At 38.1% G+C, this 21,911-nt stretch carries 21 protein-coding genes and 1 pseudogene; 4 read left to right on the top strand and 18 right to left on the bottom strand.

The features are described 5' to 3' along the window. The 7 genes from OZX60_00375 to OZX60_00345 all read right to left on the bottom strand — a co-directional run bounded on the left by OZX60_00375 (position 1) and on the right by OZX60_00345 (position 7,293). On the bottom strand, positions 1-882 hold the full coding sequence (locus tag OZX60_00375) for a branched-chain amino acid ABC transporter permease (protein WEV45252.1): 882 nt from the start codon (positions 880-882) through the stop codon (positions 1-3). Positions 883-904: 22 nt separating this feature from the next. Continuing rightward, positions 905-2,083, bottom strand: coding sequence for an ABC transporter substrate-binding protein (locus tag OZX60_00370; GenBank protein ID WEV45251.1), 1,179 nt, complete (start codon positions 2,081-2,083; stop codon positions 905-907). Positions 2,084-2,246: 163 nt separating this feature from the next. Continuing rightward, positions 2,247-2,699, bottom strand: coding sequence for a D-aminoacyl-tRNA deacylase (dtd, locus tag OZX60_00365; GenBank protein ID WEV45250.1), 453 nt, complete (start codon positions 2,697-2,699; stop codon positions 2,247-2,249). After that, positions 2,699-4,912 carry a bifunctional (p)ppGpp synthetase/guanosine-3',5'-bis(diphosphate) 3'-pyrophosphohydrolase gene (locus OZX60_00360; GenBank protein ID WEV45249.1) on the bottom strand — a complete coding sequence of 738 codons (2,214 nt, stop codon included), beginning with the start codon at positions 4,910-4,912 and terminating at the stop codon, positions 2,699-2,701. Before OZX60_00360 ends, dtd begins: the two co-directional genes overlap by 1 nt. A gap of 108 nt (positions 4,913-5,020) precedes the next feature. After that, positions 5,021-5,773 (bottom strand): 16S rRNA (uracil(1498)-N(3))-methyltransferase, encoded by a 753-nt coding sequence (locus OZX60_00355; GenBank protein ID WEV45248.1) that lies wholly within the window; start codon positions 5,771-5,773, stop codon positions 5,021-5,023. Positions 5,774-5,859: 86 nt separating this feature from the next. After that, entirely contained in the window at positions 5,860-6,816 is a 957-nt protein-coding gene (prmA, locus tag OZX60_00350; protein ID WEV45247.1) for a 50S ribosomal protein L11 methyltransferase, read from the bottom strand. A 9-nt stretch (positions 6,817-6,825) separates the two neighbouring features. Then, positions 6,826-7,293, bottom strand: coding sequence for a DUF3013 family protein (locus OZX60_00345; protein ID WEV45246.1), 468 nt, complete (start codon positions 7,291-7,293; stop codon positions 6,826-6,828). A 135-nt stretch (positions 7,294-7,428) separates the two neighbouring features. Between OZX60_00345 and OZX60_00340 the strand changes: the two genes are divergently transcribed. Next, the gene (locus tag OZX60_00340) at positions 7,429-8,688 is read left to right on the top strand and encodes a replication-associated recombination protein A (protein ID WEV45245.1); all 1,260 of its coding nucleotides are present in this window, start codon (positions 7,429-7,431) and stop codon (positions 8,686-8,688) included. 8 nt (positions 8,689-8,696) lie between these two features. On the opposite strand, the gene celB (OZX60_00335) is transcribed toward OZX60_00340, so the two are convergent. From celB (OZX60_00335) to OZX60_00300, 8 genes are all read right to left on the bottom strand, one after another. Further along, positions 8,697-10,052 carry a PTS cellobiose transporter subunit IIC gene (celB, locus tag OZX60_00335; GenBank protein WEV45846.1) on the bottom strand — a complete coding sequence of 452 codons (1,356 nt, stop codon included), beginning with the start codon at positions 10,050-10,052 and terminating at the stop codon, positions 8,697-8,699. 72 nt (positions 10,053-10,124) lie between these two features. Continuing rightward, positions 10,125-11,552 (bottom strand): 6-phospho-beta-glucosidase, encoded by a 1,428-nt coding sequence (locus OZX60_00330; GenBank protein ID WEV45244.1) that lies wholly within the window; start codon positions 11,550-11,552, stop codon positions 10,125-10,127. Between the two features lie 191 nt (positions 11,553-11,743). Continuing rightward, positions 11,744-13,075 carry a PTS cellobiose transporter subunit IIC gene (gene celB, locus OZX60_00325; GenBank protein WEV45243.1) on the bottom strand — a complete coding sequence of 444 codons (1,332 nt, stop codon included), beginning with the start codon at positions 13,073-13,075 and terminating at the stop codon, positions 11,744-11,746. Next, the gene (locus tag OZX60_00320) at positions 13,075-13,581 is read right to left on the bottom strand and encodes a hypothetical protein (GenBank protein WEV45242.1); all 507 of its coding nucleotides are present in this window, start codon (positions 13,579-13,581) and stop codon (positions 13,075-13,077) included. Before OZX60_00320 ends, celB (OZX60_00325) begins: the two co-directional genes overlap by 1 nt. Before the next feature lie 26 nt (positions 13,582-13,607). After that, complete coding sequence (locus OZX60_00315; protein ID WEV45845.1) at positions 13,608-13,949, bottom strand: PTS cellobiose transporter subunit IIA; 342 nt, start codon at positions 13,947-13,949, stop codon at positions 13,608-13,610. 51 nt (positions 13,950-14,000) lie between these two features. Then, positions 14,001-15,437, bottom strand: a complete 1,437-nt coding sequence (locus OZX60_00310) for a 6-phospho-beta-glucosidase (GenBank protein WEV45241.1) — start codon at positions 15,435-15,437, stop codon at positions 14,001-14,003. A 131-nt stretch (positions 15,438-15,568) separates the two neighbouring features. Next, a complete protein-coding gene (locus OZX60_00305) occupies positions 15,569-15,946 on the bottom strand; it encodes a DUF1622 domain-containing protein (protein ID WEV45240.1) in 378 nt (125 codons plus the stop codon). A 130-nt stretch (positions 15,947-16,076) separates the two neighbouring features. Continuing rightward, positions 16,077-17,096, bottom strand: coding sequence for an alpha/beta hydrolase (locus OZX60_00300; GenBank protein ID WEV45239.1), 1,020 nt, complete (start codon positions 17,094-17,096; stop codon positions 16,077-16,079). A gap of 87 nt (positions 17,097-17,183) precedes the next feature. Here OZX60_00300 and OZX60_00295 point away from each other — a divergent pair, with 87 nt between their 5' ends. Continuing rightward, positions 17,184-17,555, top strand: coding sequence for a hypothetical protein (locus tag OZX60_00295; protein ID WEV45238.1), 372 nt, complete (start codon positions 17,184-17,186; stop codon positions 17,553-17,555). Positions 17,556-17,647: 92 nt separating this feature from the next. Beyond that, complete coding sequence (locus OZX60_00290; GenBank protein ID WEV45237.1) at positions 17,648-17,995, top strand: helix-turn-helix transcriptional regulator; 348 nt, start codon at positions 17,648-17,650, stop codon at positions 17,993-17,995. A gap of 39 nt (positions 17,996-18,034) precedes the next feature. Here the strand turns inward: OZX60_00290 and OZX60_00285 are convergent, their stop codons facing one another. Further along, the gene (locus tag OZX60_00285; GenBank protein WEV45236.1) at positions 18,035-18,325 is read right to left on the bottom strand and encodes a hypothetical protein; all 291 of its coding nucleotides are present in this window, start codon (positions 18,323-18,325) and stop codon (positions 18,035-18,037) included. A gap of 34 nt (positions 18,326-18,359) precedes the next feature. Then, positions 18,360-19,853: a Sau3AI family type II restriction endonuclease gene (locus tag OZX60_00280; protein ID WEV45235.1), complete on the bottom strand. Its 1,494-nt coding sequence runs from the start codon at positions 19,851-19,853 to the stop codon at positions 18,360-18,362. 153 nt (positions 19,854-20,006) lie between these two features. Between OZX60_00280 and dcm the strand changes: the two genes are divergently transcribed. Further along, complete coding sequence (gene dcm / locus OZX60_00275) at positions 20,007-21,272, top strand: DNA (cytosine-5-)-methyltransferase (GenBank protein ID WEV45234.1); 1,266 nt, start codon at positions 20,007-20,009, stop codon at positions 21,270-21,272. A gap of 35 nt (positions 21,273-21,307) precedes the next feature. Here dcm and OZX60_00270 read toward each other — a convergent pair. Then, a pseudogene (locus OZX60_00270) lies at positions 21,308-21,791 on the bottom strand (NUDIX hydrolase). Between the last annotated feature and the right edge of the window lie 120 nt (positions 21,792-21,911).

Raw genomic sequence — 21,911 nt, 5'->3', positions numbered from 1 at the left:
TTAAACCTTCTCCTTCACGCTTTTTCCTAAGATACCTGCTGGTCTGATTAGGAGGATAACGATTAGAATGGCGTAAACAACGGCATCCTTGTAACCTGCAATCCAAGAGAATTTCCCTGGAATTGACTGGGTAAATGTTTCTAGTAGACCAATTACAAGACCACCAAGAGCTGCTCCAGGAATAATTCCAATTCCTCCAAGAACCGCTGCTACAAAGGCTTTAAGACCTGGTGTCATACCCATCAATGGATCGATTGATCCGTAGTAAAGACCAATCATAACACCAGCTGCACCGGCAAAGGCACTACCAAGGGCGAAGGTAAAACTGATTGTATGGTCAACATTAATCCCCATAAGTTGGGCTGCTTCCTTATCAACTGATACGGCACGCATGGCCTTACCCATCTTAGTTTTTTGAACAATCAACTGAAGGGCTGCCATCAGAATAATTGATGTAACAAGAATCATCAGCTGAATATTTGTAATTGTGATCGATCCAAAGCTATATTTATGAACTTCAATAGCTTGTGGAAACTGTCTAGCTGAACTACCAAAGAAGTAGATCATTGTATTTTCTAAAAGGAAGGATACCCCAATCGCTGTAATTAGGGCTGAAATCCTTGTTGAATTCCTTAGGGGCCTGTAGGCTAAAAACTCAATCACAACTCCTAAGATTGCAGTTCCAACCATTGATATAAGGAGGGCCAGGAAGAAATTCATATGTAGGTTATTTATTAAAAAGTAACCCATGAAGGCACCCATCATGTAGACATCACCGTGGGCGAAATTTATTAACTTAATAATCCCGTATACCATGGTATACCCTAGGGCTATTAGGGCATACACACTTCCGAGAATCAAACCATTTACTATTATTTGCATTGATTCACCTTTTTCATTTTATTTACTTCGGATTAACAACTTCCGCTTTGCTCTCTACTCCATTATCCAAGGTTATTACTACAGCTGATTTAATCGGATTGTGATTTTCATCAATTGTAATCATCCCAGTAACACCTTTAAAGTCCTTAATTTTTGCAAGGTATTCAGCTAGTTCAGCTGAATCAGTAACTTTTCCTTCTTCGGCAGCTACCTTAACCATGTAAACAGCATCATAGGCAAGGGCAGAAAATCCTGATGGTTCTTGATTGTATGCTTTCCTATATTCTTCGATAAAAGGTTCGGTTTTATCAGTTGCTGGGGCTTTTGGTGAAAAGGCTCCAACAAAGTGAATATTAGTTGCTGCAGCATTACCTGCAAGCTTAACATAGGTATCAGATGAGAATCCGTCTCCTCCAATGATTGGAGCGTCAATTCCTAGTTCACGCGCCTGCTTGGTAATAAGACCTGTTTCATTATAGTAACCAGGCATTACAATGGCATCAAAGTTAAGATTTTTAATCTTAGATAGGGTAGCCTGGAAGTCTTTATCTCCTGATTGGAAGGTTACAGTATCAACGATATCTCCTGTAAATGACTTCTTAAATGAGTTGTAGATTCCCTTGGCATAGTCACTTGAATTATCATAATAAACAAGAACATTTTTAGCCTTTAAGCTATCTTCTACATACTCTGCAATGATCTTACCTTGGTCACTATCCTGGAAGATTGTCCTAAAGGCAAATTCATTTAGTCTTCCATTTTTCATAACAGTCAGACTATCATCAGATCCTGATGGTGTAATAAATGGAACTCCTGCGCGTGTTGTATTAGGAATGATGGCTTTAGCAGCTCCTGAAGTCGCAGGTCCGATAACAGCTACTACCTTATCATTTGAAACAAGGCTACTTGCGATATTGGCTGCTTCGGCATTATCAGATTTGTTATCCTTAGCCACAACTTCAATCTGCTTACCATTAATTCCACCGCTAGCGTTAATTTCTTTAACCGCTAAATCAGCTCCCATTTTTTCCTGTTCTCCGTAGGCTGCAACGGGTCCCGTCATCTCCAAATCGTACCCAATTTTAAATGTATCTCCAACCTTATTAGCCGCGCCATCAGGTGCTCCGGTAGGAGCTTGCCCACAGGCAGCTAGACTTAAGGTAGTTATTACAGCCAAGGCAGATAAAACTACTTTCTTCATATTTAGACCTCTCATAATTTACTCACTTATTTCCTTAAAATTAATCTAGTTTAATTAATCTAGTCTATAGTATATTGAATTATCAGAAAATTGTCAATACTTAACTATCTTAGCTAACTTAAAAAAATAAAAGGCTAAACCCTATTTGGTTTAGCCTTTTTGTTTATCTTGCTTCTTTGGTATCTAATATTATAGTTACCGGTCCATCATTAACTAAGGAAACTTTCATGTCTGCTCCAAAAATTCCTCTTTGGATTTCCTTACCAATACTTTGACTTAGAGCCTGATTAAATGAATCATAAAACTCCTTGGCATAGTCAGGTTTACCGGCTCCTGTAAAGGAAGGGCGGTTTCCCTTTTTGGTATTGGCATATAAAGTAAACTGGGAAATTGAAAGAATATCTCCGTCTATGTCTTTAATAGAAAGATTCATTTTACCTGAAGGATCTGAAAAAATCCGCATATTGGATATCTTTCTGACAGCATAGTCAAGATCCAACTGACTATCTGAATCTTCAACACCTACTAAAAGAAGAAAACCTTGTTTAATCTGACCGATTATCTCTTCTTCCACGGCCACATTAGCTTCTTCAACCCTTTGAATTACTATCTTCATTAGCCATTTGTCCTCTTAACTGAATAAACATCAGGTATCATCTTGATTTTATCAACGACAAGGGTCAACTCACTCAGATTTTTGATACCAATTGAAATATGGATGTTTGCAATCTTCTTATCCTTGGTTGGATGCGCTGATACGGAAATCAGGTTCTTGGTTGTGTTACTTAAAAGTTGCAGAATATCATTTAAAAGGCCTGGTCTGTTAAAACCGTAAACATCAATATCTGCGACATATTCCTTAGATCCTGTAGTTTCTTCCCACTCTACATCAATCAATCTGTTTTCAAAGTCCTCTTGGGCCTTCACATTTTGACAGTCACTTCTATGGATAGAAACACCACGACCCTTAGTAATGTAGCCAATTATTTCGTCACCTGGGACCGGGTTACAACATTTACTCATCCGTACCAGAAGACTATCAATATTAGCAACATTAACTCCACCATCATGGCGGATCTTCATAACATCAGTCTTGGTTTTCTTGACCTCACCCTGCATGAGTTCTTCAGCTTCCTGACGTTGTTTTTCCCGCTCAATCTCACGACGTTCCTTCTCGGTCAGCTTGTTGAAGACACTGATAACACCTGTCTCACCAAAACCAATTGAGGCAAAAAGAGCATCTGAATCTCTGAAATTAAGCTTGTTACATACATCGTCCAAGTGTCTTTTATCAAGATACTGGTTGGGAACAAAATCATTTTCCTGCAAGTAATCTTGAAGCATCTCACGACCCTTGTTAATCGATAGTTCCTTGTCCTGACTCTTGAAGAAGTTTTTAATCTTATTCTTAGCCTTATTGGTTTTTACAATATTTAGCCAGTCACGACTTGGTCCAAATGATGACTTGCTGGTGATGATCTCAACAACATCCCCTGTTTTTAAGGTTTGTGTCAGAGGAGACATCCTTCCATTTATCTTGGCACCCGTTGCCTTGTCACCTACTTGGGTGTGGATGGCATAGGCAAAGTCAATGGGTCCAGACCCTGCTGGTAACTCCTGGACGGCACCTGTTGGGGTAAAGACATAGATTTTTTCAGCCAAGATATCCTCTTGAACCTGTTTAACAAAGTCCTGGGCATTATGACTTTGGCTTTGAAGTTCAACCAGCTCTTGTAGCCAGTTCAGATTCTGTGTAAGTTCATCGTTACTTACTTTGGCCTTGTGACCCTCTTTATAGGCCCAGTGAGCTGCAACCCCGTACTCAGCAATTTCATGTTGCTTTTTAGTCCTGATTTGGAATTCAACTGGACCTTTAGGTCCGTAAACTGTAGTATGAACAGACTGATAGCCGTTTTCCTTAGGATTAGCTATATAGTCTTTGAAACGACCTGGCATTGGTTTCCACAGGTCATGAATATAACCTAAAGTCGTATAAACATCAGATGTTGTATCCATAACGCAACGAATGGCGATTAAATCATAGATTTCATCAAAACGTTTTTTCTTGTCATGCATCTTCCTATAAATAGAATAGATGTGTTTAGGACGACCGTAAACCTCACCTTCAACACCAACTTCTTCCAGGTGCTTATTAAGTCTTGCAACAACATCAGTCACAAGATTCTCCCGGTCAGTCCTCTTTTCATTCATCAGGCTGCGAATCCTGTAAAATTCAAGCTCATTTAAGTATCTAAAAGATAAATCTTCAAGCTCCCACTTGATTCTACTGATACCAAGTCTATGAGCCAGCGGAGCATAAATATCCATGGTTTCACGAGAGATTCTTTTTTGCTTTTCAGGACGCAAATGTTTTAGGGTTCTCATATTATGCAGGCGGTCAGCAAGTTTTACAAGAATTACCCGCATGTCCTTGCTCATAGCCATTAACATCTTACGGTGATTTTCAGCCAACTGCTCTTCGTGAGACTTATACTCAACCTTACCAAGTTTGGTAACGCCGTCAACAATGTTTCTTACATCTTCCCCAAACTCTTCCTCTAGGTCATCTAGGGTAACCTCAGTATCTTCAACAACGTCATGCAAAAAACCACAAGCTACTGTTACAGCATCAAGCTTTAAGTCAGCCAAAATCCCTGCTACCTGGATGGGGTGAACAATATAAGGTTCTCCTGATTGTCTATATTGCAAGGCATGGGCCTTTGTCGCATAAACCAAGGCCTTTTGGACCATGATTAAATCCTTCTCATTCATGTAAGAAGAAGCAAGTTTCACAACCTGATCTCCCGTCAAATTCGGTTCTGTAGCCATCTTTTCTCCTAGTGTCTCAAATTATTAGTCTAATTTTAGCACCAATTGTTCAAAAAAAAAAGCACTATGCGTGCTTTCTACTGAGATTAAGATAATTTATAAACTTTATCAGTTATTATTTAATAATTCTAAATATAAACTAATGGAACTTAGGGCATAAAGGGGTGCTGTCTCAGCTCTCATAATTCTTGGACCAAGACCCACTATTTTTGCACCAGCTTCTAGAAAACGGTCGATTTCCTTGGGAGAAATGCCCCCTTCAGGACCAAAGATGATTAACACCTTCTGTCCTGGAGTTAGACTTTCCAGGGCCTTAACAAATCCTGCCTTTTCACCCTCCTTGGCTGATTCCTCATAGGCCACCAAAATCAGGTCAAAGTCAGCTAGTTTATTTAGGAAGTCCCCCTTGCTTTCAAAGAGCCGGATTTCAGGAACAAGCAGGCGTTTGCTTTGCTCGCTGGCCCCCTGGGCAATCTTTTCCAGACGCATGGCCCTCTTGCCAATCTTCTTGCCGTCTAGTTTGGCCACCGACCAGTCAGCCGGAAAGGCCCAGAGGCCGTGCATGCCAAGTTCAGTTCCCTTTTGGGCTAGAAAATCAAGCTTGTCTCCTTTTGGATAGCCCATGGCAACTGTCACATCAACTGGCAGTTCAACTGATTTTTCCAGGAATTCGGTAATCTCAAATTTTTGGTCTTCGACAACCTTGGCTAAAGCTAACTTGCGACCCTCAAAGACTAGCTGAATTTGGTCTCCTTCAACCAGACGCATGACCCTAAACATGTGGCCCAGAGTATCTGCATCCTCAATTTCAAAAACTTCGCCAAGAGCCGGTGCCTGGCTTTTTATATGATACTGCTGCATGAGCTTTCTCCTTTTGCTTGTTTTCTTCTATTATATCACAAGCCTTTTTTACAAAAAAACCAGCCGGAGCTGGTTTGATTTATGAATTATCCGCCGACTACTGACATGATGTCATCAGTCTTTCTGAAGATGCAGGCATTCCACTCACCCTGTTGCATGCGGGTTTCTAGGAAGAAGCCAGCTTTTTCAGCTGCGGCGCGCACCATCTCCCACTTGCTTTCGATGATTCCGCTCATGATCAGATAACCATTGTCTTTAACCAGACGGTAGGCATCTTCAGTCATGAAGACCAGGATGTCAGCCAGAATGTTTGCAACGATTACGTCAGCCTCTTGGTCAACACCTTTTAGTAGATCATTTGCTGAAACATGGATGTTTGTCATGTTTTCATTTAGGTCGATATTTTCCTGGGCCACATTTACTGCCACCTGATCAAGATCATAGGCATAGATCTCACCTGCCCCAAGAAGAGATGATGCAATAGAAAGGACACCAGAACCAGTACCAACGTCAAGGACAGTTTCCCCACCGCGCAGGATTTGCTCCAGGGCAAAGAGTGACATTTTAGTGGTTGGGTGAGTCCCTGTACCAAAGGCCATACCAGGGTCTAAGCGGATGATTTTTTCACCCGGGTTCGAAGGATTGTAGTCAGTCCAACTTGGAACGATTGTTAAATCATGTGATATTCTTGTTGGCTCATAGTATTTCTTCCATGAGTCAGCCCAATCTTCTTCTGAAAGTTGTTCGGCTGAGACCTTAACCTCACCTACTTCAATCCCAAATTCTGAGAGCCCCTTGATTTTTTCTTCAACCTCAAGAAGAACCTCAGGAACATTTGTTGTTTCTGGGTAGTAACCGGCAATTGTTACCACATCAGTTTGTTCAACCTCAGGCATGATTTCCCCAAAGTTATCCTCGTGGTCCAGGTAGTCTGCGCTGTCTTCAATCGCAAGACCTTGGGCCCCTGAGTTGATCATAATTTCGCTTGCTGCTTCTACAGCTTCACGGCCAAGTTCAACCTTGACCTCCTGCCATTTATCCATGTTTACCTCCTAGTAGCGTGGGTACTTGTAGAATTCAGTTTCCACAAGTTCAGTAGATTGTTTGTTGAAGTCTTCTGTGTCAAATTTTAGGAAGAATTCTTCAGCTTCAGGGTCTGCCAAAAAGTCCATCAAATCGTCAAGACCGGTATGGGCTACCTCAGTTAAAAAACCTACAAGCATATCAATAAATTCAAGTGATAAACCCTTATCGCCATAAGGGATTACAGCCAGATAATCCTCAGGATCAACCTTTGATTTTGTGGGATTTACAAGAACTATTGCATCCTCATAAATAATGTTGTCAGATGATTCAACATCATCACTATCTACAATGGTAATTCCATCCTTATTTTCAGCATCTAGTAAAAAGGCTACTTCTACTGCGTGATTTTTTTTGTCCCAGTTGATTTGGTAATCATAAGGGAAATTTTTATCAAGTTTAGAGTCAAGGACATCTAAAAAATCTAATTTTGCCATTTTTTCTCCAATCGTATTATTATCTCCCCTAATTTTAACATATTGAAGGTTACAATGCTGAAAAATCGAAACTTGGAAATTATTGACCCAAAGTGATACTATTACTATTAGGATAGAAGACAGGAGGAGGTACCCATGCAAAATTTAGCAAGAAGGATGCGACCTAGAAATATTGATGAAATTGTTGGTCAAACACACCTGGTCGGTGAGGGGAAAATCATTAGAAGAATGGTTGAGACTGGCCTACTTTCTTCAATGATTCTCTACGGACCTCCCGGCATCGGAAAAACTAGCATCGCAAGTGCTATTGCTGGAACTACGAATATGGCCTTTAGAACCTTTAATGCCACTACTGATAGTAAAAAGAAGCTACAAGAAATTGCTGAGGAAGCAAAGTTTTCGGGGGGACTGGTTCTTCTTTTAGATGAAATTCACAGACTTGATAAACCCAAACAAGACTTCCTCCTACCTCTCCTCGAAAATGGAGAAATTACTCTAATCGGTGCAACAACGGAAAATCCCTATTTTTCAGTCCTTCCAGCCATTAGAAGTAGGGTTCAAATTTTTGAACTTCATCCCCTAAGTCCTGAGGACATTAAAAAGGCCATAGGTGAAGCAACTAGCGATAAAGAAAGAGGCTTTGACTTTAATGTAGAAATAGACGATGACGCCCTAGATTTTTTAGTCCATTCAACTGGCGGTGATATGAGGAGTGCCTACAATTCTTTAGAACTTGCAGTCCTTTCAAGCAAGGACCACCATGTAACCTTAAATGATATGGAAAACAGCCTCCAGAAAAAGGCTTTCTCCTTTGATAAGGACGGAGACGCCCACTATAATCTTCTAAGTGCCCTCCAAAAATCAATTAGAGGATCGGATGTTGACGCTGCCCTTCACTATACGGCAAGACTTATTGAAGGTGGGGATTTAATAAGTCTTATTAGAAGGCTTACTGTTATAGCCTATGAAGATATAAGTCTAGCAAACCCTGAGGCCTGTAGCCGTACTGTGACCGCTCTTGGTGCTGTTGAAAGGATTGGCCTTCCAGAAGCGCGAATTATCCTGGCTAATATAGTAATTGATTTGGCCCTCTCACCTAAATCAAATGCTGCCTACAAGGCCATTGATGCAGCCCTCAAAGATCTTCACAAACACGGAGCCTTAGAAATCCCAAATCACCTGCAAGATGGACATTACGAGGGAGCCAAAAAGCTTGGTAAGGCAATTGGTTATAAGTATCCCCACGACTATCCAAATCACTGGGTGGACCAACAGTACCTTCCAGATAAAATCAAGAAAGCCCACTACTATCAACCAGGAGATCAAGGCCGATATGAACGGGCTCTTGATCAAAGAAGATTAGAAATCAAAGAAAATAAAAAATACAGAAAATAAAAAGAAGCCTAGGCTTCTTTTTCTATATACATGGACTGCTCAGTCATAGATCCAGACTCTTCAATTGCAAGTTTTTTATCGTATATTTTAATAAAGGGGTACCAAATCAAAGAGGAAACAACCGTACAGATTAATGATAAAATCACAGCCTTCCAATCTGCGGTTGCTAGGAAGGCACCAATCCCTAAGGGAAGAGGCCAGGGAGTTAATGCAATAACGGGTCTAACTAACTGAAGATTAATTGCCAGATAACCAAGGGTCGCAGATGCCATAGGAGCTAAAAACCAAGGAAGGGCCAAATAAGGATTATAAACAACAGGTATTCCAAAAATTATTGGCTCATTGATGTTGAAAATTGCTGGGACAAGAGCTGTTCTCCCAAGTATTTTTAATTGCTTGGATTTAGCAAAAATTGAAATAAAAATTGTTAACCCTAAAGTGCTTCCGCATCCTCCCATATAGACAAAGACTGATTGAAATTCCCCAGCAAAGGGAATATGAGCTCCGTCCACATTAGCTGCCATATTTGCCAAAAAGATGGGAGTAATAAAGGGTCCGATAATTCCAGTTCCGTTGATTCCCACTATCCAAAGGGCATGAACTAGAAAATTGACCAGCATAAGTCCCCAAAAGCCATTTGTTGTATGTACAATGAAACTAAAGGGAATCGAGATCATCTTAAAGATATCAGTACCCAAAGCCACCAAAATTCCATTAATAATAAGTACGGAAAAAGCTACAAGAAAGGCTGGAATCATGGCAGAAAATGATCTAGATACACCCAGGGGAACAGATTCTGGCATCTTAATAATCCATTTTCTTCTCACACAAAGGAAGTAAAGCTGAGTCGAAATAACGGCCATAATAATTGCTGTAAAGATACCAACCGTCCCAAGCCTTTGAACAGTTGACCCCATTCTAAAGCCATTGACAATAGTTTCATTATCACTGATTACATTAACAAGCTTCATCTTCCCGTCCGTAAGAACTAACTCAGGTAAACACATAAAGAAGGCAAGCATTGAGAGCAGGGCACCATTCATGGGACTAACATCGAGCTTTTCTTCTTGAGCTTCAATCTTTGTCAATTCATACCCCATAATTAATGAAAAATACAGGGAAAGAATTCCCATGGTACAGGTATTTGCTGTCATATAAAGATCACTGGCTTTAAAGATTGTCGCCTCGTAGAATACATTAAGGGAAGGGAAAACTTGAGGTAAAACATTCAATACTAAAATCATCGACCCTAAGATTGTAAAGGGTAGAACCGTATATCCTGTAACCATAATGGCACGAACAAATTTCGTCCTTGATAGACGCGCCAAAGGCATCATAAAATTATTTTCAAGAAAATCAATTATCCTACTATTTTTATCCACTTTATTTCCTTTTCATTTATTTAATTAAGTTAGTTAAAAACTCCCAATTGTAAACTAATTTAAATCTTGCCCATTAGTGGCAATAACTTTTTGGTACCAGTAAAAAGATTTCTTCTTAATCCTTTTCAAAGTTCCTTGGCCTTTATTATCACGGTCAACATAGATGAAACCACAGCGCTTATCCATCTCGCCAGTACCCGCAGAAATCAAATCGATTGGCCCCCAACTGGTATAACCGATTAAATCAACCTTATCCTCTTCAACAGCCAGCCTCATTTGCCTGATATGCTCCCTTAAGTAAGATATCCGGTAGTCATCATTTATTGACCCATCTGCTTCCAAATAATCAAGTGCTCCAAGTCCATTTTCAACAATAAACAATGGTTTTTGATACATGTCCCTTAGCCAATTTAAGGCATAACGAAGACCTTCAGGATCAATCTGCCAACCCCAAGCATTGGTTTTTAGATGGCTATTCTTAACCAAATCTTGGGCTTCATCATAATCATATAAATCACCCGTATCTCGTCCTCTGATGGTAAAAGATTTATAATAACTAAAACCAATAAAATCAACTACCCCATCTGCTAGAGCTGATAAATCCTCTGAAGTCATCTCAATCCTTAAACCCTTTTTAGCCCAGCTTTTAAGGATATACTCCGGATAATAACCTCTGGCATGGACATGGGTGAAATAGGTCCTAAGCTGCATGGCCTTTTGAGAGGCTAAGAGGTCCCTTGGCTTAGAACTTTCAGGATAAATCGGACACATAGAAACCATACAACCGATTTGAAAGTCTGGATTGATTTTTTTACCAATTTTTACCGCACGAGCACTGGCAACAAGCTGATAATGGGCTGCCTGGTACATGATTTCTTCCCTATTTTCACCAGTTGAAAAAATAATTCCAGCATTTGTAAACATGGTAAAATCTTGATTAAAATTTATTTGATTACTTATCTCATTGAAGGTCATCCAATAGGTTACAAGATCCTTGTAACGTTTAAAGCAGGTTTCAGCAAAATTTAAATAAAAATCAATTAATTTTTTGTTCCTAAAACCACCATATTCAGTAACCAGGTGGTAGGGAAATTCAAAGTGAGACAGGGTTACTACAGGTTCAATTCCATATTTTTTGCACTCTTTAAATAAATTTTCATAAAATTTAAGACCAGCTTCATTTGGAAGTTCCTCATCTCCCTTTGGGAAAATTCTAGTCCAGGCAATGGAAGTTCTTAAACACTTAAAGCCCATTTGAGCAAAAAGTGCTATGTCCTCCTTATAACGATGGTAAAAATCAATTCCCTCGTGATTGGGATAATAATATCCTTCTTTTATGCCATCTGTGATTTTCCTTAGTTCCTTAGGGGAACCTACTGTCATCACATCGGCCACACTGACTCCCTTGCCATCAATATTCCAAGCGCCTTCAAGTTGATGGGCAGCAACTGCCCCGCCCCATAAAAATTTATCTCCAAGCACCTTCTAGTACCCTGCCTTTTCTTCCCTAAAGATTGTTAATTTTTTTACATAACAGGAAAAATTATACTACACTGTAAATTAATTCACAATATATATTGTGATGTTTTTATCATATAACACCTTGAGCTGTAGCTGATTAGCTAGAAATTAAGTGATTAGGCAATTAAAAAAAGAAGCCCTAGGGCTTCTTTTTATGCATTTCCTTTTTCTTCTTGTACGAGTTTTTTATCATAAATTTTAATAAACGGTAACCAAATCAGAAAGGCTACAAATGTTGTTACAAGGGCTAGAATAACTGCTTTCCAGTCAGCTGTCGAAAGGAAGCCACCAATCCCAACAGGAGTTGGCCACGGCGTTTGAGCGATAATAGGATGAACTAGACCAAATTTAATTGAGAAGTAGGCAATGGTTGCTGACGCCATTGGTGCTAGGAAGAAAGGTACAGCAAGGTAGGGGTTATAAACTACTGGCATCCCGAAGATAATTGGTTCATTAATATTAAAGAAACCTGGGACAACAGAAGCCCGACCTAAAACTTTAAGCTGCTCTGATTTGGCAAAGAAGGCAATAAAGATTACCATACCTAGGGTAGCACCTGATCCTCCAAGGACAACAAATGAGTTTTGGAATTCTCCAGCAAACGGAAGGTTAGCACCATTAACATTTGCTGCCATATTAGTAAGTAGGAAAGGCATTACAAATGGGTTAATAATGTTTGCTCCGTGGATACCTAGAATCCATAGTGCATGAATTAGGAAGTAGATAATCATAAGCCCCCACCAGCTGTTGGTAATGTGAGCTACAAAACCAAATGGAATGGCGATTACTTTAAAGATATCTGTTCCTGCTAGGACTAATAGTCCATTGATGATTAAAACTGCAAAGGCTACCGCAAAAGCTGGGATAAGGGCTGTAAATGATCTTGACACACCAGTTGGAACTGTATCAGGCATTTTAATAATCCAATTTTTTCTTATACATAGGAAGTAGATTTGTGTTGCCACAACTGCCATAATAATAGCTGTAAAAATTCCTGTTGTCCCAAGTCTTTCAATGGTACCTGCCATCCTAACACCCTGGATAACTTTTTCATCTTCAGTAACAACCTCAATCAAGGTAAGCTTTCCATCTGAAAAAATTAATTCTGGAAGACACATGAAGAAAGCAAACATTGAAAGTAGGGCTCCGTTGATTGGACTCACATCTAACTTAGCCTCTTGAGCTTCAATTTTAGTAAGCTCATAACCCATAACAAGGGCAAAGTAGAGGGATAAAATTCCCATGGTACTTGTATTTGCAATCATGTAAAGATCGCTAAACCTGAAGAAGGTATTCTCAAAGAATCCTTCAAGGGCCGGAAAGGCTGTTGGTAGAATATTTAATACCAGGAACATGGAACCAACAATTGTAAATGGTATCGTGGCAAGCCCTGCAGCCATTATCGCTCGGACAAACTTATACTGGGCAACCTTACCCATTGGTTTCATGAAATGATTTTCTAAGAAACTCATAAATTTATTCATTACATAACTCCTCTCGTAGTCATAATTTCCTCGTATCTCTTAATTCTTACAAATTGACGATCTTCATTAAGCCTAATTTTTTTAAGCCTTAAGAGGATTAAAGCGCCAATCAAAATCCCTAATATAAGGACTGAACTAGAAAATATTCTTGCCTCCCTGGTATCTTTCATAAAGCCAAATAGTTGACTAAAGATGGGAGTTGGAACTAAAAGTAGGGAAATTACATTCATCATAACTTGCAATAGATAGTATCTTTTTGTTGCAGGTAAAATGTTAGCATGGCTTCCGTAGAGGTTTACATGTTCAAAAAGAACAGGGATACTTAAAACAAGTAAAAATACTGGTATAACAGCAAGAATACTCCTTGTTCCTAGTGCAAAAATTGCCCAATATAAATTTGAGAAAAAGAATAATGCCGTCACATACCTGATTAACATAAACCGATTAAAGTACATGTTTTTCATTGCAAATTCCTGCTTTTTCTTCTGCCGTTCACTTCTTTCCATACTAACTTTCTCCTACTAACCTACTTTTAACCTACTTTAACCTTAGCCATAATTTCTTGATTTTGCTTGTAAAGGTACTCAAGTTCCCTAGCAACCTCTTGTAAGGTAATTGTTGTCATCAAATGGTCTTGAGCGTGGACCATGATAATTTCAATTTCAATTTTTTGACCGCTTGCAAAGTCTTGTAATAACTTTGTCTGCGAGTGGTGAGCTTCAACTAGGGCTTTATTTGCTTCATCCATCTTCTCGTGGGCTAAATCAAAATCCCCTTCTCTCATGGCTCTTAGGCTTTCGTTAATTAGACTTCTTGCATTACCACTGTGTAAAATGATGTTAAAGGCAACCATCTGTAAGTCTTCTCTTGTCATTTTCTCTTCCATCTTATCTCCTTTATGTAAAGCTTGTAAACTTGATGTAAATTAAGCTAGATCTTCTCCATTTGATTTAATAACCTTTTGATACCAGTCAAATGAGTCCTTCTTGCTACGTTCAAGACTTCCATTACCCTTATTATCTTTGTCAACGTAGATGAAACCATATCTTTTTTCCATCTCCCCTGTTCCCGCAGATACAAGGTCAATACAGCCCCAAGGTGTGTAACCCATAAGGTCAACTCCGTCTTCTACAACGGCTAAACGCATTTGTTCGATGTGGGCTCTTAGGTAGTCAATCCTGTATTCATCATGTATTGAACCATCACTTTCAACCTTATCGTAAGCCCCGAATCCATTCTCAACGATAAATAATGGCTTCTTGTACATGTCTGTAAACCAATTTAGCGAATAGCGTAAACCTTCTGGGTCAATCTGCCAACCCCAGTCTGAAGCCTCTACATAGTTATTTCTAACTAAATCATTTTCTTCATCGTAGTCGTAGTAAGATTTACCGCCCTTGTGTTCAATGGCAAATGACATGTAGTAGCTAAATCCGATATAGTCAACAGTTCCTTCGAGAAGATCACGTTTGTCTTCCTCAGAGATTTCAATGTCAATTCCCTTGCGTTCCCAATTTTTAAGAATGTAGGCAGGATATTCACCGCGGCAGTGAACATCTGCAAAATAATAGCGAAGTTCCATAGCTTTTTGGGCAGCAAGGATATCAGATGGTTTACATGTTGCTGGATAGATTGGACACATGGCAATCATACAACCAATTTCAAACTCTGGATTTATTTTTTTACCAATTTTTACAGCACGGGCACTAGCCACAAGTTCATTATGTGCTGCCTGGTACATGATTGCCTCACGGTCATCACCTTCCTTGTAAACAATACCTGAGTTAGTAAATGGTGCAAAATCAAGATTGTAGTTGGCTTGGTTGTTGATTTCGTTAAAGGTCATCCAGTATTTAACCTTGTTTTTATATCTTTCGAAACAAACAGTTGCGAAGTTTACAAAGAAGTCAATTGCTTTACGGTTGGTAAAACCACCATATTCGGTAACAAGATTGTATGGAAGTTCAAAATGAGACAGAGTTACAATTGGTTCAATTCCATGTTTTAAACATTCGTCAAAAAGATCATCGTAGAATTTAAGACCTTCTTCATTTGGCTGACTTTCATCTCCATTTGGAAAAATTCTTGTCCAAGCAATGGAAGTTCTAAAAGATGTAAAGCCCATTTCAGCAAAAAGTGCTACATCTTCCTTGTATCTGTGGTAAAAATCAATTCCCTCATGATTTGGGTAATACTCACCTTCAAGGATACCCTCAGTAATTTCGCGGTATTTTGTAGGTGTTCCGACTGTCATAACGTCAGCTACACTAACACCCTTGCCACCTTCTTGCCAGCCCCCTTCAAGCTGGTGAGCAGCAACTGCTCCGCCCCACAAAAAGTTTTCCTTAAACGAATTAGACATAATAATAAATCCTACCTTTCAATTTCATAAAGCCATCCTACCATCAAATGTAATCGTTTACAAATATTAGCTATATCTTTCACAAAAAAAGGCACAAAAAAACAATTCCCTTAGGAATTGCCTTTAAAATTCTATTTGGCCTTCTTATCAATCTTTCCTTCGTCCTCAATCTCCCTGTTAAGAAAGAATGAAATGACCGTTCTGATCACAACTAGAAAGGCCAGTTTTGATAAATCCTGCATGGTCGGGTGAACAATTGATTCAATGATATCAGATGCAATCAGAACTTCCAAACTAAGTAGGATATAGCTAGCCAGATGATTTTTTATATGCTGGTTGGATTCAATAGCTTCCGTCGTTGAAATCTTACTCCGATGAGATTTAATAAATTCCATAATCCCCAAGACAGAACCATAGATTAAAATGGCTACGGCAATGACATTTAATAGGACTACAAACAATTTAAAAAACGGATAAATCAAATTGGTTAAACTTTCATAAAGATCCATTTAATAAAACCTCCCTAAATCTTTGTTCCATCCTATCATAAAAGAAGATAAAAACCTAAAGTTAAGCAAAATTTAGCACCCCTTTACAAGTTGATTTACAAATATGTAAAGTAATCTGTAAAGTTTTTAATTATTTGTACTTGTTTAAAAAGGCTTCTGTCTCCTTAAAACATTTGGCAGCCTGGCTTGTTGAATAATCAAATTGATATTCGTGTCCAACGGAACCTTCAACATCCGTAAAGAAGAGGGACTGATTGGCCACACCCAGCTGGTCTAACCTTTCTTTAAGAGACTCTCCTTGGTCTTCAAAGGAATAATAGTTGCCATCTGTTATGTAAGTTGGAACAAAATTAGAATCCACATGTTGGGCAATACTCGCCTGCTGAATTTGAGGGCTTGTCTGCCATTCCCTACTTCCAATAATTGACCATGACACACTGGCTATTGTAAAGCTTATTACTTGATTATTTCCATACCTGTCAATTAAGTTTACAAGATTGACAGGACCGCAGTAGGAAATTGCCCCTTTAAGTTTATCCCTACTTATCCTCTGGGGTAGAGACATCTCTTGAGCATAAGTCTCATTTGTTTGAGTAAGAAGGTATTGAAGGGCTATTTGAGCACCTGCACTGTCTCCTCCGTAAAAAATACTTTCAAAACTGATTAAGGGGAAAACTTCCTTATTTTCCAGTAAATACTTTGTCAACTCGTCAACCTGATTTAGTTGATTAGGATATTGAGATTCTGGTGCTAATTCATAGTTCATTGAAAGGATGGCTAGTTGATTATCCGCTGCAAGTTTGGCCGCAAATTCCTTAACAATTTCCTTGTCACCTCCTAGATATCCTCCTCCGTGAACCCAGATTAAAAGGGGAAGAGGGCCCTCAACTGAGGCCGGATAATAAAGGTCAAAGGTATTGTTCTTATGAGCTGACGGATAGACCAAATCCTCTTGAGTTGTAATATTAGTCTTATTCTTCTGGTTGTTTTCCTCATCCGTTATAGCCGTTTCTGCTTTAAAGACCGCCTTATTGAGAACAAAGGCTGTTGACCTTGGGTAAACCCACATGGCCAAAACAGCAAGGGTTAGAAGGAGGATAAAAAGGGAGGTGAATGATAGGGAGACCCACATAATTATTTTTTTATTCACAAGAACCTCCTTTTAAATATATAGTGTATAATAAAGTAAAACAAAATGTTTCACGTCAAACATCAGCAAACATTTAAAGGAGCTCCCATGACTAAAAATTATAATGCTACCCAAAAGGTTTCCCTCTGGATTACCTGGATTTCCTTCATCCTCATTCTACTATTTTGTATCCTGACTGTCTTTTTTAAAGATCCAAAAACATTAAAGATTCTAGTCCTTTCGATGCTTTTTACCTGCCTTCCTCTGATTGGAGCAGATTACTTTGCCTGCAGGTCCTTTTATCAAAAACCGGAACATAAAAGCCAAAAACTTTTTGTTCCAAAAGTCTTTGGCTGGGGACTTACCTTCAATCCAACTACAAAATTAGGGAAGTTTTTCTGGCTACTAGCCTTTCTCTTAATTTTATTTTTTGCAATCTTTATCCTTGTAAATCCAAATTTTATAAGTCAGAAGAATTGAATCTACTATTATTTATATTTACAAATTAATGATATCTTCTTTCAACCAAGCGGGACATAATGGATTCCCGCTCTTTTTTATTGGCAAGATCAATGATATTTGCCTCTAAGTTATTAAAATCCTCAATCAGAAGAAAACCCTCTAGATACAACCTAAGTTGTCTTTCAAGAGGCTACCTTTATTCCATCTTTAAAAAAGAATACGGCATGTCGCCTCAAGCCTATCTTATGAGCCTGCGGATGAATCAGGCCATCTCCCTTCTTTTGAACTCTGACTACTCCATTCAAATGATTGCAAGTGCTGTAGGTTTCCCCGACTCCTACTCCTTTAGCAATGCCTTTAAAAAACGCTATTCGACAAGTCCTACAAATTTTCGTAAGCAAAATAAAAAAGATTTAATCATTGCCACCAAATCTTCCATAAACCGAATTAAAAAATAAAAAAACTACTAGATTTTTCTAGTAGTTTTTAAAAGGTCTTTAAAAAGTCATAGGACCCTGGTAGAAAAAAATCAAATAGACTCCTCCAACCAATATTACAAGAGCAATAAAGAGGAGGAAGACGGCTGAAAAACGCCGCCAACTGGGACCAAAATCAATACTCAAGAGGGAGTAATCATGCTTTATACCTATGGCATAGGCCATAGAAAAACAAAGAAGCGATACTCCCAAAATCCCAAGCCCAACCAAGTACTTGTTCTTAAGAATAATGGCTAGATAACTTATAAATAAAATCAAAACGACCCCTAAAATAACAGATTTTCTCGTCATTGTAGTGCTCCTTTGTATATAGAATTAATAAAGATTAATCCCACTCGCCATCAAAAACTTGTTTGAGGTATTTTTTTGACAACCAAAATGAATGTTTTGTAATCCTTCTTCCATCCGGAAGTTCATAAGTATCAGATAATTTTCCCTTTCCGACAAAATTTCCAGGAGTAATCTCATAATATGAATTTTGAGCATGAATTTTAGTAAACATTACCTTGTTTTTTCTACTTTGTGGAAAGTTTGTTGCTACAATATTTTTATTTTGAGTAAGTTTTACTCCTTCATTAATAATGGATCTTGTTTCCTCCCAAACCCTTTTAACTTCATCAAGCTGGCGTTCGGGAAAGCCCCAGAATTTAACCTTATCTAGTATATAATCTCCAGAATCATTTTCCTTAAAAATTACAAATAAAAATTTTCTACTATAAATCTCTAAATAAGGCTGTGACTGCTCCCAATCATCATTTTCTGCAAGTTCTTTAAATTGGTAATTTTTAAATGACATGTCTTCCTTTGGAAGACCATTTTTATTTACACGAATTACCTTTAAAATCATGTTAGCCTTCTGGAATTCTTTGGTTTCATCAACATTCTTAGACAAGCCCATAATTTTTTTCACTAAAAGGTTACCAGCATTTTTAGTTTTTAATTTAATATCAAATTTATCGCAGAGAGCATTTAAAGACATGCCCTTATACTGCATAATTCTTTCGGTAAGAATTTCCGTAAACGGCTTCTTTTCTCCCCTAAAATTCTTAACGACACTTTCCTGATCTTCCTGATTAAAAATTTTGTTATTAATCAGATAGGTCATATAACTTGATTTTAATTCCCAGGCTCTTTGTTTGGCTAAAATATCACTAAAAGGCTGCTCACGTAAGTCTTTTCCCTTTCCGGCACCCTTAGTACATGTAGAAAGATAATTACCATCTGATTCTGAAAGCTCATGAGCCCGCCCAGCTTTAATTTTATCCGTAATATTTTTATAGTCTTCAAGGATTACTTCCATATCCTCTTCAAACCATTCGTATAAAAAGACCTTTTCAATAACATACTCAGTCACAGTACGTTCTTTTATCAAACCGTTATAAAAAAGAAGGAGAATTTTTTCGCATTTTTCCCACATATGGGTACCATAAAAATCATCCAAATTTTCAGTCATATAGTTAATGATTGTCAAAACTAGCCGTTCCTTGGCACTTAGACTACCATTTTTATTGACCTTAAAAGGTGTGACCTTAAGTTCAACACCAATCTTTGGAAAATCCGCTCCACGGTCATTATTGGGTTCATAACCATAAAAATAGCGTTCCATATAATTACCGTATTGACCCTTTGATTTGGGATTGATACGAGTACTTATCCTATCCTCACACACTATATTCAAAGAACGATTTTCATAAGTTTCATAAGGATTTTTTTCATATTCATCAATAACTTCGCTAAACTTTTTCCCAAGAAGGTTTTCTGAGTATTCAACTAAACTATCAACACTCTCATCGTCATAATCAAATAAATAGCTATCCATATATTCATCCCCTTAAAATATTTAATTAATTATAACAAATTCAAAGATTATTTTTTGATGAATATTATTATTATATATTTAAATATAAATTCCTTGATCTTTCGTATTTATTTTTATATAATATATCAATAAACTACAAACGGAGACATAAACATGAAAATTCTAGAACTATTCGCAGGAGTAGGTGGATTCAGGATAGGTCTTGAAAATTCTGATTCTAATATATTCAAAACTCTTTGGTCAAACCAATGGGAACCATCAAGAAAATCTCAGGATGCCTATGAAGTATATAACTATCACTTTGAAGATAGCGAAAATATAAATATCAGTATTTCTGATATTACAGATGAAGAATTCAAGGCAATGGACGCTGATATGATTGTCGGCGGTTTTCCCTGCCAAGATTATTCCGTAGCCCGGACGAAAAAAAATGAGATGGGGCTTGAAGGAAAAAAGGGGGTTCTTTTTTGGGATATTATAAGAGCTACAAAAATTATAAAACCTAAATACTTAATTCTTGAAAATGTCGATCGTCTTTTAAAATCACCTTCAAAACAAAGAGGGCGTGACTTTGCTATCATGCTTAAGGCCTTTAATGACCTTAATTATTCAGTCGAATGGCGAGTTATTAACGCAGCTGAATATGGGCGCAGCCAAAGACGAAGGAGAGTTTTCTTCTTCGTTTACCGAAATGATACGAGTTTTGCACAAAAAATTGATTCTGATTTCGAAAATACAGATAAAGTATTCATTGAAAACAACTATGACAATTATATTTTCCACGATGGACTTTTTGCAAGTCAATTTCCTGTCAAAAATTTAGCTGTAAAAGATCGCCGTGCCTTCTATGAGCTTCCTCAGGATATCGTCGAAGTTTCAGATAACTTTACAGGTCAAGTCTGGAATACAGGAATTATGAGGCACGGTAAGTATTATACAATTGAAACAGCAGCCGATTATGACGGGACAAGGCTTACCCTGGGAGATGTTCTTCAAGATGAGGTTGATGTTGCTGAAAAATATTATCTAACTGATTCTGAGAAATTAGAAAAATTCAAATACCTCAGAGGACCTAAAAAAATTGAAAGAACATCAGCCGATGGACATTCTTACATCTTTTCAGAAGGTGGAATGTCACCTTATGATAGTGAAGAATTACCAGGACGTACCATGCTTACATCAGAAGGATCTGTAAATAGGTCAACACACCTAATTTATAGAAATAACCGCTACCGCCTTCTCACCCCAATCGAAGCTGAAGGCTTACAAGATTTCCCTAAAGATTGGACTGCACTAAAGAAGGATGCAAATGGACAAATAAAACCAGTAACCGACCGTATGCGTATGTTCTTTATGGGTAATGCTCTTGTGACAGGGATTGTTAAAAAAATTGGCGATTTTATAAAAGAGATAGATTAAACAAAAACTACCAAGTAATTTTGGTAGTTTTTGTTTTACTTAACCTCCCACCCGTCATAGACACTTTTATCCAGGACAGGATTTCCTAAATATTCATCTTTTATCTTTAGGACAAGAGGGGATGAATTGTCAGGGGTTATCTGATCAAAGGAAAGCCACTTAATTGCCTGGGAGTCATTAAGACCATCTTCTACAAGAGGTGGAAGTGATTGTTGCGGGATGGCCTCATTAATTTTAAAATCGTAAAGGGCCATAATATGATAGACGAAAAAATCGCTATTTTCAATCCTCACCATGGCATCATAGATTCTTGGATTTGAGTAAGTTAAAACGGTAAAGCCCGTTTCCTCCAAAATCTCCCGAACAAGAGTTTCGGTAAGCCCTTCGCCCGCTTCCTGGACTGCCACCTGGAAGGTCAAAACGCCCCTTGTAAGGACCCAGAGTCTTCTCGATACAAAGAAGCTCGCCCTTACTATTAAAGGAAACCCCATACACACCAAAATGACTAGTTTTTTTCATAAGTTGCTCCTTTCTATATACTAATAAATCGTTTGGCTTATTATATTTGAACTCACAAATTTATTCAATTATTAGCCTAATCAAACAATAATTTACTTTTTTTAAGTTATTATTTTATAA

The organism is Streptococcaceae bacterium ESL0687, assembly GCA_029392475.1.
GTDB lineage: Bacteria > Bacillota > Bacilli > Lactobacillales > Streptococcaceae > Floricoccus.
The sequence above is the reverse complement of the archived record's forward strand: the minus strand, read 5'-3'. Positions and strand labels throughout refer to the sequence as shown.

Coding starts and splice junctions, on each gene's coding strand:
- OZX60_00345 (WEV45246.1), bottom strand. CDS start 7,293: ATGGCAAAATTAGATTTTTTAGATGTCCTTGACTCTAAACTTGATAAA.
- dcm (WEV45234.1), top strand. CDS start 20,007: ATGAAAATTCTAGAACTATTCGCAGGAGTAGGTGGATTCAGGATAGGT.
- OZX60_00280 (WEV45235.1), bottom strand. CDS start 19,853: ATGGATAGCTATTTATTTGATTATGACGATGAGAGTGTTGATAGTTTA.
- OZX60_00285 (WEV45236.1), bottom strand. CDS start 18,325: ATGACGAGAAAATCTGTTATTTTAGGGGTCGTTTTGATTTTATTTATA.
- OZX60_00370 (WEV45251.1), bottom strand. CDS start 2,083: ATGAAGAAAGTAGTTTTATCTGCCTTGGCTGTAATAACTACCTTAAGT.
- OZX60_00290 (WEV45237.1), top strand. CDS start 17,648: ATGATATTTGCCTCTAAGTTATTAAAATCCTCAATCAGAAGAAAACCC.
- OZX60_00320 (WEV45242.1), bottom strand. CDS start 13,581: ATGGAAAGAAGTGAACGGCAGAAGAAAAAGCAGGAATTTGCAATGAAA.
- prmA (WEV45247.1), bottom strand. CDS start 6,816: ATGGATAAATGGCAGGAGGTCAAGGTTGAACTTGGCCGTGAAGCTGTA.
- OZX60_00375 (WEV45252.1), bottom strand. CDS start 882: ATGCAAATAATAGTAAATGGTTTGATTCTCGGAAGTGTGTATGCCCTA.
- OZX60_00315 (WEV45845.1), bottom strand. CDS start 13,949: ATGACAAGAGAAGACTTACAGATGGTTGCCTTTAACATCATTTTACAC.
- OZX60_00340 (WEV45245.1), top strand. CDS start 7,429: ATGCAAAATTTAGCAAGAAGGATGCGACCTAGAAATATTGATGAAATT.
- OZX60_00355 (WEV45248.1), bottom strand. CDS start 5,773: ATGCAGCAGTATCATATAAAAAGCCAGGCACCGGCTCTTGGCGAAGTT.
- OZX60_00310 (WEV45241.1), bottom strand. CDS start 15,437: ATGTCTAATTCGTTTAAGGAAAACTTTTTGTGGGGCGGAGCAGTTGCT.
- celB (WEV45243.1), bottom strand. CDS start 13,075: ATGAATAAATTTATGAGTTTCTTAGAAAATCATTTCATGAAACCAATG.
- OZX60_00360 (WEV45249.1), bottom strand. CDS start 4,912: ATGGCTACAGAACCGAATTTGACGGGAGATCAGGTTGTGAAACTTGCT.
- OZX60_00305 (WEV45240.1), bottom strand. CDS start 15,946: ATGGATCTTTATGAAAGTTTAACCAATTTGATTTATCCGTTTTTTAAA.
- dtd (WEV45250.1), bottom strand. CDS start 2,699: ATGAAGATAGTAATTCAAAGGGTTGAAGAAGCTAATGTGGCCGTGGAA.
- OZX60_00295 (WEV45238.1), top strand. CDS start 17,184: ATGACTAAAAATTATAATGCTACCCAAAAGGTTTCCCTCTGGATTACC.